The sequence below is a fragment of the Streptomyces litmocidini genome (assembly GCF_014649755.1).
GTDB lineage: Bacteria > Actinomycetota > Actinomycetes > Streptomycetales > Streptomycetaceae > Streptomyces > Streptomyces litmocidini.
The window spans coordinates 302625-316708 of the sequence record NZ_BMTQ01000008.1 but is presented as its reverse complement, the minus strand read 5'-3'; the positions used below and the strand labels follow the sequence as shown (position 1 = coordinate 316708).

At 74.0% G+C, this 14084-nt stretch carries 11 protein-coding genes; 3 read left to right on the top strand and 8 right to left on the bottom strand.

The window, feature by feature from the left end; all coding sequences use genetic code 11:
• Window positions 1-8: 8 nt before the first annotated feature.
• The 3 genes from IE180_RS19895 (at window position 9) to IE180_RS19885 (ending at window position 4971) form a co-directional block, all read left to right on the top strand.
• Window positions 9-3098 carry a glycoside hydrolase family 3 protein gene (locus tag IE180_RS19895; protein ID WP_190158234.1) on the top strand — a complete coding sequence of 1030 codons (3090 nt, stop codon included), beginning with the start codon at window positions 9-11 and terminating at the stop codon, window positions 3096-3098.
• 172 nt (window positions 3099-3270) lie between these two features.
• Window positions 3271-3942 (top strand): DUF4232 domain-containing protein, encoded by a 672-nt coding sequence (locus IE180_RS19890; protein ID WP_190158233.1) that lies wholly within the window; start codon window positions 3271-3273, stop codon window positions 3940-3942.
• Window positions 3943-4287: 345 nt separating this feature from the next.
• Window positions 4288-4971 carry a class I SAM-dependent methyltransferase gene (locus IE180_RS19885; protein ID WP_190158232.1) on the top strand — a complete coding sequence of 228 codons (684 nt, stop codon included), beginning with the start codon at window positions 4288-4290 and terminating at the stop codon, window positions 4969-4971.
• Between the two features lie 50 nt (window positions 4972-5021).
• On the opposite strand, the gene IE180_RS19880 is transcribed toward IE180_RS19885, so the two are convergent.
• From IE180_RS19880 to IE180_RS19845, 8 genes are all read right to left on the bottom strand, one after another.
• Window positions 5022-5216, bottom strand: coding sequence for a hypothetical protein (locus tag IE180_RS19880; RefSeq protein ID WP_190158231.1), 195 nt, complete (start codon window positions 5214-5216; stop codon window positions 5022-5024).
• A gap of 167 nt (window positions 5217-5383) precedes the next feature.
• On the bottom strand, window positions 5384-5797 hold the full coding sequence (locus IE180_RS19875) for an SRPBCC family protein (RefSeq protein WP_190158230.1): 414 nt from the start codon (window positions 5795-5797) through the stop codon (window positions 5384-5386).
• Window positions 5794-6729: a class A beta-lactamase gene (gene bla / locus IE180_RS19870; protein WP_229860642.1), complete on the bottom strand. Its 936-nt coding sequence runs from the start codon at window positions 6727-6729 to the stop codon at window positions 5794-5796. Before bla ends, IE180_RS19875 begins: the two co-directional genes overlap by 4 nt.
• Window positions 6730-6839: 110 nt before the next feature.
• Window positions 6840-9803: an NHLP bacteriocin export ABC transporter permease/ATPase subunit gene (locus IE180_RS19865; RefSeq protein ID WP_190158228.1), complete on the bottom strand. Its 2964-nt coding sequence runs from the start codon at window positions 9801-9803 to the stop codon at window positions 6840-6842.
• Between the two features lies 1 nt (window position 9804).
• The gene (locus IE180_RS19860) at window positions 9805-11922 is read right to left on the bottom strand and encodes an NHLP family bacteriocin export ABC transporter peptidase/permease/ATPase subunit (protein WP_229860641.1); all 2118 of its coding nucleotides are present in this window, start codon (window positions 11920-11922) and stop codon (window positions 9805-9807) included.
• Between the two features lie 155 nt (window positions 11923-12077).
• A complete protein-coding gene (locus IE180_RS19855) occupies window positions 12078-12884 on the bottom strand; it encodes a biotin/lipoyl-containing protein (protein WP_190158226.1) in 807 nt (268 codons plus the stop codon).
• Window positions 12885-13005: 121 nt separating this feature from the next.
• Window positions 13006-13248 (bottom strand): hypothetical protein, encoded by a 243-nt coding sequence (locus tag IE180_RS19850; protein ID WP_190158225.1) that lies wholly within the window; start codon window positions 13246-13248, stop codon window positions 13006-13008.
• Between the two features lie 367 nt (window positions 13249-13615).
• The gene (locus IE180_RS19845) at window positions 13616-14080 is read right to left on the bottom strand and encodes a GNAT family N-acetyltransferase (protein ID WP_190158224.1); all 465 of its coding nucleotides are present in this window, start codon (window positions 14078-14080) and stop codon (window positions 13616-13618) included.
• Window positions 14081-14084 lie beyond the last annotated feature (4 nt).

Below are 14084 nucleotides of genomic sequence, written 5' to 3'. Positions count from 1 at the left end.
GAGCCCGCATGCCGCATCCGCGCCACCGAAGAAGGGCGAGCGCCGCCGCGCTCGCCGCCACCGCGGTCCTCGCCGGACTGCTCGCCGGAGCCGTGCCCAGTGCCGCCGCCGGCGCCGACGGAGACCCGGCCCCCCGGGCCGTCGACCGCTTCGAAGGGGAGGTCCCCTTCACCGGACCGCCCGCCGAGGGCCTCTTCACCTGGGGCAGCGACGCCGACGACCACCCCGCGCTCACCCTCGTCGAGCGCGCCGACGCCCCCGAGGGCATCAAGGTCCTCGAAGGCCGCTACGACATCAGCGGCTGGGGCGGGTTCACCCACGACTTCGCCTTCGACCGGCCCGCGCAGGACTGGACCGCCCACAAGGGCATCCGCTTCTGGTGGTACGGCCAGAACACCGCGCCCCTGCCGCCCGGCTCCGGGAAGCGGATCAGCTTCGAGATCAAGGACGGCGGAGCGGACGGCGAGGCCTCCGAACTGTGGACGACCTCCTTCACCGACGACTGGGAGGGCTGGCACCTCGTCGAGATCCCCTTCTCCGAGTTCCACTACCGCGCCGACTACCAGCCGGTCGGCGGCATCGACCGGGTCCTCGGCCTCGACCGCATGTGGGGGTACGCGCTCACGCTGCCGACCGGCGCACCCGGCCGCTTCGCCCTCGACGGCGTCGAGCTGTACGGGAAGGCGGACCCCGCCCGCGGCACCCGCGTCACCACGGGGGCCGTGGTCCACCCCGTGGACGAGGGCGGCACCGCCCGCGTCGACGTCTCCGTGACCACCACCGGCTCCGCGCCGACCGGCGAGCCCGTCACCGTCACGTACACGACGGACGACAGCGGTCCCGCCCAGCCGGGGAAGGACTACTCCCCGGTCTCCGGCAGCCTCGTCTTCCCCGCCGGCACGCCGTCCGGAACGACCCGCTCGATCACCGTGCCGACCCTGGAGGACCGGGCCGCCGAGGAGGCCGAGACGATTCCGGTGAAGCTGACCGTCGACGGCGCCGAGGCACCCACCGAGACGCCGGTCGTCGTCATCGACGCGCACGGACTGCCCTACCTCGACGAGCGCCTGCCGGTGAAGAAGCGCGTCGCCGACCTCCTCTCCCGGATGACGCTCCCCGAGAAGGCCGGCCAGATGACCCAGGCCGAGCGCAACGCCCTGCGCTCGCCCGGTGACATCGCCGGCTACGGGCTCGGCTCCCTGCTCTCCGGCGGCGGTTCCGTCCCCGCCCCCAACACGCCGGAGGCGTGGGCCCGCATGGTCGACGCCTACCAGCTGCGCGCCCGGGCGACCCGGCTGCAGATCCCGCTGATCTACGGCGTGGACGCCGTGCACGGCCACAACAACGTCGTCGGATCGACGATCATGCCCCACAACATCGGGATCGGCGCCGGGCGGGACCCCGGCCTCGCCGCCAGGACCGGCGCCGTCACCGCCCGGGAGGTGCGGGCCACCGGCGTGCCCTGGGACTTCGCCCCCTGCCTGTGCGTCACCCGTGACGAACGCTGGGGCCGCTCCTACGAGTCCTTCGGCGAGGACGCGGCGCTCGTCACCGCCATGGAGACCGTGATCGACGGGATGCAGGGCGCGCCGGACGGCCGGGACCTCGACCGGAACGACAAGGTGCTGACCACCGCCAAGCACTTCGTGGGCGACGGCGGCACCGCCTTCGGCTCCTCGACGACCGGTTCGTACACGATCGACCAGGGCGTCACCCGCGTCACCCGCCAGGAACTGGAGGCCGTGCACCTCGCGCCGTTCGCCGGGGCCGTGAAGCACGGCGTGGGCACGGTCATGCCCTCGTACTCCTCCCTCGACGTCCTCGGCGACGACCGGGGACCCGTGAAGATGCACGCGAACGCCGAGATGATCAACGGCGTCCTCAAGGGCCGGATGGGCTTCGAGGGCTTCGTCATCAGCGACTGGCAGGCCATCGACCAGATCCCCGGCGACTACCCGAGCGACGTGCGGACCTCGGTCGACGCCGGCCTGGACATGATCATGGTGCCGACGAACTACCAGGAGTTCACCCGGACCCTGGTCGCCGAGACGGAGGCGGGCCGCATCCCCGCCGCACGGATCGACGACGCCGTCGCCCGCATCCTCACCCAGAAGTTCCGCCTGGGCCTCTTCGAGAAGCCGTACGCGGACACCACCCACCTGGCGGCCGTCGGCTCGCCGGAACACCGCGCGGTGGCACGGGAGGCGGCGGCCGCCTCGCAGGTGCTCCTGAAGAACGACGGCGGCGTGCTGCCGCTCAAGCCGGACCAGAACGTCTACGTCGCTGGCTCCGACGCCGACGACCTCGGCAACCAGGCCGGCGGATGGACCGTCACCTGGCAGGGCGCCTCGGGCCGGACGACCACCGGCACCACGATCCTGGAGGCGATGCGGAAGTCCGTCGCCCCCGGCACCACGCTCACCTGGTCCGAGGACGCCACCGCGCCCACCGCCGGACACGACGTCGGTGTCGTGGTGGTCGGCGAGACCCCGTACGCCGAGGGCGTGGGCGACGTCGGCAACGGCCACGACCTGGAACTGAGCACGGCCGACAAGGCGGCCGTCGACCGGGTCTGCGCCGCCATGCCCTGCGCGGTCCTCGTCGTCTCCGGACGCCCCCAGCTCATCGGCGACCGACTGCCCGCCATCGACGCCCTGGTGGCCTCCTGGCTGCCCGGCACGGAGGGCGACGGCGTGGCGGACGTCCTGTACGGCCGACGGCCCTTCACCGGCCGGCTCCCGGTGAGCTGGCCGAGGTCGGAGGACCAGCTGCCGCTGAACGTGGGCGACACGCGCTACGACCCGCAGTTCCCGTACGGCTGGGGCCTGACCACGCTCCACGGCACGCCGAAGGGAGGGGAGCCGGCGCTGCGGACGATCGGGCTCGCCGCCCGCGCCCTCCAGAAGGCCGGACGCGGAGACTCCGCCGCGGCGCGGAAACTCGTCGGCAGGGCCCGGCTGATCGTCCAGGAGCGCATCGGACGGAACGTCACGGAGAAGACGGCGAAGCCGTTCGCCGAGGCGGACCACCTGCTGCTCACCGGCGACCCGGCGGGCGCGGTCGCCCGGCTGACCGAGGCGTTCCGCGCGGCCGGGTGACCGCGCGCCGACCTGGCGGCGGTCGTCGGTGCGCCCCGGGAGTCCCCGCGGGACTCCCGGGGCGCACCGTGGTGATTTCGGTGGGATTCCGTCACAGAACCGTGAAACGGGTGCGCGAGCCTGGTGTCCACCTCAGCGCAGTTCGTGCGTTGTCATCGGGGGGAGTACCACCATGAGTTCCGTTCGCAGAGCCGCCGTCGTCCTCGTCGCCGCGTCCGCGCTGGCCCTCACCGCCTGCGGGCCCTCCGAGGACGGGGCCGCGGGCGGCACCGGCGTACCGGCCGCGACGCCGCCCGCCGCCACCCCCTCCGCGCCGGTGAAGCCCACGACGCCCGCCGAGTCGTCGAAGCCGTCCACGCCCGCCACGCCGGCGAAGCCGGTCAAGGTGCCGACCCCCGCCAAGCCGGTCTCGCCGTCGACCGATCCGGACCACGACGTCTTCCCGTGCAGCACGTACGACGTGACGTTCACGGCGAACCTGGCCGAGTCCACGACCAGCAGCTACCTGCTGAAGATCACCAACAGGAGCGGCAAGCCGTGCCGGGTGCTCGGCCACCCCGTCGTGACCTTCGGCGACCTGGACGGGCGGGCGACGGAGCGCGGCGCCGCCCCCGGCATCGAGGACGCCATCCGGCTCGCCCCGGGCGAGTCCGCCTACGCGGGGCTGATGGGCGGCCCGAAGGATGCCAAGAGCAGGACGGTCTCCTCGATCGCGATGACCATGGACACCGAGTCCGACCTGGAGCAGGTGCCGCTCAAGGCCTCGACGCCCGGCTTCAACGTCTCCGAGAAGACCTCCGTCACCGCGTGGATGGACAACGCCGAGGACGCGCTCAGCCTGTAGCCGCCCGCTCTTCCGCCGCGGCCGACCGGAACCGGCCGCGGCACCGCGAACCAGCCGGACGCCGTGCGCAGCGCGTCCTGCGGGATGCGGCGCGCGAGCCGGCCGCCCACGGGACCGCCGGCCACCGGCCGGCGCGCCCGGAGGCGCGGCGTGACGGGTCCGTGGCCCTGGGGCCGCGTCAGTGGCGCCGCGGGCGGTGCCCCTCCGTCGACGGGCGCGGACCGCGCGCCGGAACGCCGCTGTCGGATGCGTCACCGGGTGTTCCGCGTCACCAGGGGCGTCGTCGTTTTGCCGGACCGGCAACAGCAGTGGCGCGGGCGGGACGCGAGGGGCGACGGTGCATCCGTGACCGACGACATCGCAGCGGGAACGCCCGCCTCCGCCCGTACCCCCTCGCCCACCGACGGATACCTCGGAGACCCCGCGGCGCGGGCGAAGTGGGACGACCTCTACGCCGAGCGGGAACGACTCTGGAGCGGCCGGCCCAACGGCGCGCTCGTGGCCGAGGTCGCCGCGCTCACCCCCGGCCGCGTCCTCGACGTCGGCTGCGGCGAGGGCGCGGACGCCGTCTGGCTCGCGCGCGGCGGCTGGGACGTGACCGCGCTCGAGGTCTCGGGCGTGGCCCTGGAACGGGCGGCCGGACACGCGCGGGACGCCGGCGTCACCGTCCGCTGGGTCCACGCCGGCCTGGCGGAGGCGAAGCTCCCGCCCGCCTCCTTCGACCTGGTCTCCGCGCAGTACCCGGCCCTGCCGCGCACACCCGACGCCGCGGCCGAACGCGCGCTGATCTCGGCCGTCGCGGTCGGCGGCGTGCTGCTGCTCGTCCACCACGCCGGAATGGAGACCCGGCAGGCGGACGAGAGCGGCTTCGACCCGGCCGACTACGTCTGGCCCTCGACGGTCACGGCACTGCTCGACGACGACTGGGTGGTGGAGGTGGACGAACAGCGGCCCCGCGTCGCACCCGACGGCGGAGCCGGCGCGCACCACACCCACGACCTGGTGCTCCGCGCGCGCCGGCTGCGCTGAGGGCCCTGGAAAGGGTCTTCCGGATCACGCCCCCGGACTCGTCCGGGAGATCACGGCGTCGTCGGCGGCAGGTTCTTCACGATCACGACGCCGTCGTGATCGGTGACGTCCCACTGCCACGTTCCGATCGGCGCGCAGCCCCGCCGGCGGTACCGGCCGACGAGCTCCGCCGCCTGCGAGGAGGTGCCGAGGACGACCCGTGCCGATCCGGGGGCCGCGCCGCGCGACTCCGCCGGAGCCGGCACTCGCCTTTGCTCGGGCGGGGCTGTGCGCCCTGTGGAGACGGGGCGGAGAAGCCCCGCCCGGCAGCGGCGTGACCCGCCCGAACGGTTCGGGCCGTGGAAGGCCGGCTACGGAACCGCGACTGCCGCGGCCCCCGCCCTCCGGTTCCGAACACGATCGGCCGGACAGGTCACCGGGCGGACTCCAGCAGCTCCTTGAGCCGGATCAGGTCGGCGGTGACCGTCTCCGCGTCGCGCTCGAAGTCGGCGTCGCTCGTCCCCGGCTGTCGCCGGAGGGTGAAGACCACTTCGCTTCCCGTGCCGTCGGCGATCACGCGGACCGGATTGTGGAAGGTCTCCCCGGAGGGGAACGTGACGTCGTGGTCGAGCACCCCCAGTTCGTTGCGGGGAACGAACCTGACCGTGACGCGTCCCAGGGACGGGGAGTCCGCGACCCACTCGTCCCCGACCTTCTCGACGGAGCTCCCCAACCCGTGCGCCCACGCGGGCAGGTTGGCCGGATCCGACGCGTAGGCGTAGACCTCGTCGACGGTCCGGTCGACATGGACGCCGAGGTGGCGCGATTCCCTGCCGGTGGCGTTCATGGAGCCGACGTCACCGCCTTGAACGCCTCCGCCAGCAGTTCGGCCGTCCTGGCCACCAGCGGGTTGTCGGTGGGGGCGTCCTCCTCGGGCTGCGTGGTGAGGACCGCCAGGACGATCGGCGTGCCGTCCGGCCGCCAGGCGATGCCGACGTCGTTGGCGCCGCCGTGGCGGGGGGAGCCGGTCTTGTCGGCGAGGAGCCAGTCGGCGGGCAGGCCGCGGCGGAACTTCTCGGTGCTGGTGGTGTTGCGGAGCATCCAGTCGGTGAGCCGCTCGCGGTCGTGGGGCTCCAGCGCGTCGCCCAGCACGAGGCGGGCGTGGTCGAGGCCGATGGCGTACGGGGTGGTGGTGTCCGTGACCCGCCAGGGTTCCGCCGAGTTGAGTTCGGGCTCCCACCGGTCGAGCCGGGTGACGCGGTCCCCGATCGAGCGGCAGAAGCGGGTGATTCCGGTGGGGCCGCCCAGCTCCTGGAGGAGCAGGTTGCCGGCGGTGTTGTCGCTGAACCGGATCGTGGCGTCGCAGAGTTCGGCGACGGTCATGCCGTTCGCGACGTTCTCGGCCAGCCCGGCGACCGGCGAGAGTCCCGACCTGGCGACGTACGCCTGGGTGTAGTGGACGCGCCGGGCGAGGAACTCCCCGTCGCGGTCGAGGTCGCGCAGCACGGCCGCGACGGCGAGCGTCTTGAACACCGAGGCCATGGGGAAGCGTTCGTGCGCCCGGTGGGCCACGGTCCTGCCCGTGCGCATGTCACGGGCGAACACGCCGAGCCGTGCGGTGTGCTCCCGTTCCAGGCGTCGCAGCCGCGCCACGACGCCGCCCGTCTCCGGTAAGGCCTGCGCGGTTCCTCCGCCCAGCGCGAGCGCGGCCGTGAGTGCCGTGCCGGCGCCCAGGGCGAGGGCGGTACGGCGGGACGGTCCTGTTCCGTTGGAGTGCAAGGTGCTTCCTTCCGCGGTGATCACTGTCGTACGTGTACACGCCCTGACAGCCCGTCCGGTTTCGCCACGCGGGGGCCGCGCGGCGTTCCCGCGGACCGGGCGCGGAAGCCTCAGCCCAGTTGCCGCCGGACCAGTTCGTGGAAGAGCCCGGCCGTGTCGGCGAGGAGTTCGGCGGGTGTGCCCTCCTGGACGACGCGTCCGTCCGCCAGGGCGATCACCCGGTCGGCGTCCATGACGGTGGACAGCCGGTGGGCGATCACGACGCGGGTCGCGTTCAGCGCGCGGGTCGACTCGATGACGATCCGCTGGGCCTCGTTGTCGAGGGCGCTCGTCGCCTCGTCGAAGAAGAGGACGCGGGGCCTGCGGACGAGTGCCTGAGCGATCATCAGCCGCTGCCGCTGGCCGCCCGAGACGGTGCCTCCGCCGTCGGACAGCATCGTGTGCATGCCCATGGGCATGGCCTTGATGTCCTCGGCCAGGCCCGCCATCGCGGCGGCGGCCCACGCGTCCTCCAGCGGGTACGCGCCGGCACCGCGGATGCAGTCGAGGACGGAGCCGGAGAACGGCCGGGCGTTCTGGAGGACGACGCCGCACTGGCGACGCACGGCCGCCGGGTCCAGAGCCGCGAGGTCCTGACCGTCGTACCGCACGGTGCCGGAGGTCGGCCGGTCGAAGCCGATGAGCAGCCGCAGGAGCGTGGACTTGCCGCAGCCGCTGGCCCCGACGATCGCCACGAACTCGCCCGGCCGCACCCGCAGGTCGACCCCGTCGAGGACCAGCGGGCCGTCCTCGGCGTAGCGGTAGGACAGGTTCTCGACCTCGATCGCACCGGTCAGTTCGCCGGGCGGGGCACTGGAGCCGCGGACCTCGGGCGTCTCCTGGAACACCGGCCTGATCTGTTCGAACATGGGCTGTACGGCGGCGGCCGAGAGGAGCGCGCCGGTCAGCTGTGTGACCGAGGAGAGCATCATCGTGACGGCGGTGCTGAAGGTGAGGAACTCGCTCGCGGACAGGGTGCCGCGGGCCGGGCCGGCCAGGAGCGCGAACATCACGAGCGTGCACAGCGGCAGGCAGACCGCCCCGAGGACCGCGAGGACGTTCTTGATCCGCCCGATGCGCCGGTGCAGTTCCCGGGTCCGGGCGAACCGCCCCGCCCAAGCGGCGTAGGCGAAGCTCTCGGCCGCCGCCACGCGCAGCTTCGGCAGCCCGCGCAGGGTCTGGAAGGCCTGGTTGTCGAGCTCGTTGTCGAGCCGGATCAGCTGTCGCTGGTACCGCAGCTGCCAGAGGCCGAGACCGAGGAAGACCGTGGCCGTGACCAGCAGCAGGGCGAGCGCGACGAGGGCCAGCGGCACGCTGTAGACGAGCAGCAGCACCAGGTTGACCGTGCCGACGGTGCCGGCCTGGACGACCACCGGGCCGATGCCGGACAGGATCCGGCGGATGGCGCTGACGCCCATGGCGGCACCGGCCAGTTCGCCGGTCGAACGCCCGGCGAAGAACGTCGTCGGCAGGCGGAGCAGCCGGTCCCAGACGGCCGGCTGGAGGGTGGCCTCGACACGGCCCTCCATACGGAGGATCGCGGTGTTCTGCAGCAGCGCGAACGCGGCCGACACGAGGGCGGTGGCGATGATCGCGAAGCCGGCCTGCACGATCAGCCCGGTCTCGGCCGCGGGGACGTACGCGCCGAGCACCTTGCCGGTGGCGACGGGCACGAGGGCGCCGAGGGCGACCGCGACGAGCCCGCCGAGGAGCAGGTCGCGCAGCTCCCCCCGCGTTCCCCGGACGCTGAACCGGAGCAGCCGCAGCAGGCCGAGGGGCCGGTCGGGCAGCGGCCGGTAGAACATGACGGCCCGCGGGGCGAACGCCGCGGCCTCCGCCCCGCCGACGCGCTCCCGCTCACCGGTGGCGGGATCGAAGGCCACGTACCGGCCGCGCCGCCACAGCAGGGCGACGGGGGTCCCGTCCGCCGCGCGGTGTCCCATGAGGGGCCCACTGTCCTCGCGCCACCAGCGGTCGCCCAGCCGGATCCCGCGGGTGCGGATCCGGGAGGCGAGCGCGATGCGTTCGACGGGGTCGAGGTGCCCGGGGTCCACGGCCGCGTCGACCGGCTCGGCGAGAGAGATGCGCGCCTCGGCGGCGACGACCCGGCACACGGCGTAGGTCGCGTCGTCGTCGGCGCCCCGGCCCCGGGGAACGCCGCCGGAGCGGCCCATGGAGGCGAGGAGGGCGTGGTCGGCCCGCGTGCGGGCGGCTCGGCCGGCCTCGATCCCCGCCGCCGCGCGGTCCTCGTGGTCGCGTTCGAGCTGCTCGATCCAGTCGCCCAGGGCGTGGAGCAGCCGGTACTGCTGGTCGACCATGCCCTGCCAGGTCGCGGGGTCCACGAGCAGGGTCCCGGAGCCGTCGCCCCCGTACCCCCCGTGACCCTGGTGGCCCGTCGCGCAGGCGGCCCCGTACGCGACGCTCCCGGGAGCGAGCCGCATCCAGAGGACGTCGTCGTCGGCCGAGCCCGGGGCGTCGCCGGGGCCGCCGTCCAGGGCCGCCTGGTACAGGACGCGCAGCCCGCGCCCGATGCCGAGCGCGAAGGCGTGCTCCAGGGAGCTGAGCGGGGCCTCGGCCCCCGTGCCGTACGGGCCCTGCCCCTCGCCCCACCGGCCCCCGTACCACTGGCCGCCGGACGCCCACTGCCCGTACCCCTGCTGCCCGTGCCCCTCCCCGCCGTGCGCCTGACCGGCCGGGTACGGCAGTTCGCGCAGCTCGACACGGCGCAACAGACACCCCTGGGCGGGCCGGCCGACCAGGGTGTGCGCGGGGCCGTCGACCGGTCCGAGCAGCAGCGCGCCCGCTTCGAGGCGGCCCAGGAAGTGCCAGGGGCCGAGCCGCGCCGCGTCGACGGCGAACAGGTCGAGGGCGCCCTCGACGACGAGCCAGAGGACGTGCGGGCCTTCGAGGGCGAGGCTGCGCGGGCCGGCGCAGTCGACCGCGGTGCCGAGGGCGCCCAGGGCGGCGACGACCGGGTCCGGTGCGCCGCCGTGCCGGGCGCCGGCGAGGCCGACGGGCGGATGGGGGACGTTCACCTCAGCGCTCCTCGACCAGTCCGGCGTACGTGCCCCACGCCGCGACGAGCTGCTCGTGGCGTCCGCGCTCCACCACCGTGCCCCGGTCGAGCACGACGATCTCGTCGCTGTCCCGCACGGTGCTCAGCCGGTGGGCGATGACCACGCAGGCGCAGCCGCGCCGCCGCAGGTTGTCGATGACGACCTGTTCGGTCACCGCGTCGAGCGCGCTGGTCACCTCGTCGAGGATCAGGACGCTCGGGCGGCGCACCAGCGCGCGGGCGATCTCCAGGCGCTGGCGCTGGCCGCCGGAGAAGTTGCGGCCGTCCTGCTCGACGCGGCTCCGGATGCCGCCGGGGCGCCGGGCGACCTCGTCGTACACGGCGGCGTCCTGGAGGGCGGCGACGACGGCCTCGTCGGGGACGGAGGGGTCCCAGAGCGCCACGTTGTCGCGGACGGTGCCCTCGAAGAGGAAGACGTCCTGGTCGACGAAGGAGACGGAGGCCGCGAGGGCGCTGCGCGGGATGTCCTCCAGACGCATCCCGTCGATGCGGATCGCGCCCTCCCACGGGGCGTGGAGCCCGGCCATCAACCGCGAGACGGTGGACTTGCCGCTGCCGGAGCCGCCGACCAGGGCGACCTGCTGACCGGGGCCGACGGTGAGCGAGAAGTCCTTGAGCAGCGGCGCGTCGAGGGGGCTGTGGCCGAAGGTGACGGCCTCCAGCTCGACGTGGCCGGTGAGGCGGCGGGTGGCGGCGCCCGGGGCACGCCGGGTGTGCACCGGGTCGACGGGGAAGTTCTCGACGTCCCTGAGGCGTGCGATGTCGGCGGCGAAGTCCTGGACGCGGCCCGCCACTCCGTTGAGGCGGGTGAGCGGCGCGGTGAAGCCGGTGACGAGGGCCTGGAAGGCGACGAGCAGGCCGACGGTGAGATGGCCCTCCACCGCACGCAGACCGCCGATCATGAGGATGAGCGCGCTGTTGAGCGCGGCGAGGGTGGGCGCGACGACCGCCAGCCAGGCGCTGGGCACGCCGAGCCGCTGCTGCACGTCGAGGGTGGTGGCGTGCTGCCCGGCCCAGCGGCGGAAGAAGCCGTCCTCGCCGCCCGTGGCCTTCATCGTCTCGATGAGCTGGAGCCCGCTGTACGCGGTGTTGGTCAGCCGGGCGCTCTCGGCGCGCAGCTTCTGCGTGCCGGTGGCCCGCAGGTGGACGACGACGCGCAGGGCGACCACGTTGAGCAGGGCGACCAGCACGCCGACGACCGTGAGCTGGGGGTCGTACGTCCAGAGCAGCACGGCGTAGAGCAGGACGACGACGGCGTCGACCGCCGCCGCGGCCAGGTCGCGGGCGAGCGTTTCGGCGACCGCGTCGTTGGTCCGGAGGCGCTGGACGAGGTCGGCCGGGCTCCGCTGCGCGTAGAAGGCGAGCGGGAGCCGGAGCAGGTGCCGCAGGAAGCGGGCGCTGCCCAGGGTGGAGGCGATGACGCGCCCCCGCAGCAGATTGGCCTGTTGGAGGGCCGTGAGCGTCCCGGTCAGGACGAGGGCGGTGGCCATCGCCGCGAAGACCACGCCGAGCAGGGACGTCTGGTTGCCGATGAGGAACATGTCGATGTACGTACGGCTCAGGGCCGGCACCCACGCGCCGACGGCCACCAGGAGGAGGCTGGCGACGACCGCGGCGGCCAGGGTGCCGGAGGTGCCGCGCAGCCGGGCCGGAAGGGCGGCGAGGACGCCGGGCCTGCTGCCGCCGCGCCGGAAGCCGGGGCCCGGTTCGAAGGTGAGCACGATGCCGGTGAAGCTGGTGTCGAACTGGTCCATGGGGACGAACCGGCGGCCGCTGCCGGGGTCGTTGACGTAGACCCCCGGCCGGCCCAGACGGCGGCCCGTGCCCTCGTAGACGACGTAGTGGTTGAACTCCCAGAAGAGGATGGCCGGGGCGGCCACCTCGGCGAGCGCGGCCAGGTCCATCTGCATGCCCTTGGCCCGGAGCCCGTGCCCCCGGGCCGCCTTGAGGAGGTTCCCGGCCCGGGAGCCGTCGCGGGAGACGCCGCAGGCGATGCGGAGCTCCTCCAGCGAGACGAAACGGCCGTGGTGCCCGAGGACCATCGCGAGGGCGGCGGCACCGCACTCGACCGCCTCCATCTGCAGCACCGTGGGGGTGCGGACGGTCCGGGGCCGACGGCCCCGGGAGACCTGCACACGGCGTCGGGGCCCGCCCGTCGGCGGGAGCCTGCGGGCCGAGCCGCGGGACCTGCCGCCGGACCGGGCCCGGGCCGGGGTCGCCGCCCGTGCCGCGCTCACGGCAGCAGCCAGTCGACGGGCCGCTGCGCGGCGAGGTGGACGGCGCCGGTGACGGGCGTGCCGGAGTCGGGGGCGTGCGGGGGCCCGTCCGCGGAGGACCAGGCGTATCCGGAGGGGGTGGCGGGGGAGCGGTCCAGGGCGACGAGCACCGCGACCGGATCGCCCTCGCGGGAGAAGCGCGCGGCGAGCCCGGCGTCGCCGAGGAAGGAAGCGAGCCGGTCCCGCGTCTGCGGAGTGCGGCCGACGGCGCGGACCCGGCCGCGGAGCACGCCGAACCGGTCGCGCGGGACGGACTGGACACCGAGGTCGACCCGGGCGCCCGCGCGGATCGCGGCGGCGGTGTCGCCCGGCAGGTACAGCACGGCCATCAGCGGGGCGTGCGGGTCGGTCACGCGCTCCACGGTCGCCACGTCGGCGCCGGTGGTGACGACCGAACCCAGCCTCGCGTACAGCGTGGTGACGCGACCGCCGGCGACGGCGCGGACCTGCCGGTCGCCCCGGTCCGTGCGGACGGTCAGCAGCGGCGCGCCGGGGGAGACGGGCCGGCCCTCTTCGACGAGGACGTCGGTGACCTGTCCGGCGACGGGGCTCTGCAGCAGATAGGTGCCCTCGGCGTGGGTGAGGAGGCCGGGGGCGTTCACCTTGGACGTCACCGTGCCGGTGAGGGCCCAGAAACCCGCGGCGGCCATGACGACGACGGTGACGGCGAGCACCAGACGGCCCTGGGGACGCGCGAAACGCACGGGCACGTCGAGTTCTTCGGGCGATTGCAGCTTGGAAAGCGCATTGCGGCGGAACTGCACGGACTATTCCTTCGACTGCATTCTCTCGTACATTCCGCGGTCGGATTTCCGCGGCCGTTCTCAGGGGGGACCGTGAACCCCGGAACCGGGGAGGTTCCGGGGTTCACGGACGATGCGGGGCTCAGATACCGGCGATGCCGGCGGTGTTCACCGAGACGCCGGTGATGCCGGAGGCCAGGCCCGGGACGCCGGCGACGACGCCCTCGACGCCCTGGACCGTCTGCAGGGAGCCGACGGTGCCGAGGATGTTGGTGACGTCGCTGGTCACAGCGCCGGCGAGGCCGCCGGAGATGGTGACGAGACCGCCGGAGACGGCGTCGAGGTCGGCGTCGGAGATCTCAGCGGTCTCAAGGTCGTGACGCATGATGCGCACCCTTCGTTCATGGGGGGGAATCCGTCTTCTGCGGCCGCAGCGGGATTGATCAAATCACGTGAACGACTGACCGGAGAAATTCGGTTGACGCCTCTGCGCGGGTGTTTCTGCACCTCGGGAAGCGGCCGTGTCTCCAATTTCACCGAATGCCGACACCTTCTCCTCGGATCCGAGTAACGGATTCGGCCGCGCCGGCCCGCACGGGGAACTTAAACGGACAGAACGGTTCCGTCCGGGCGGCCCTCGCCCCGGTGGTGTCGGGGAACGGTGAAGGCCCCGCCCCCCGGCACGCACACGTTGTGCAGGTTTCCGGTAGGCGCGGGGCGGGCCGGGTGCGGGCCGGGCCGCCCCGGCGGGCTCAGGCCCCGGGAGGCATGTCGTAGGTGACCCACATCGTGCGCGTGGCCACCTGGTCGTACTTGGACCGGGCACGGTGGTTGTCGTCGGCGGTGATCCAGCGGACGACGCTCCACCCGCGCTCGGCCCCGATCCCGCGCAGGGCGTCGAGCAGCAGGTCCGCCACGCCGGAGCCGCGGTCGGCGGGGTCGACGAAGAGGTCGTCGAGCCAGCCGCCGACGGAGGCGGACAGCGGGCGCGCGAAGGGCCGGAAGTGCGCGAGCCCGACCAGTCGCCCGTCGGCGGCCTCGGCCACCAGGCCCTCCACCTCGTGGGCGGGGTCGTGGATCCAGGACCAGGCGAGCCGCGCGGCCTCCTCGCTCTGCTCGACCCGGTAGAAGTCGGCGTATCCCCGGTAGAGGGCACGCCACCGGTCGAAGTCGCCCTCGCGGACCTGACGGACCACCACGGCGGCGGTTTCGGACATCTCT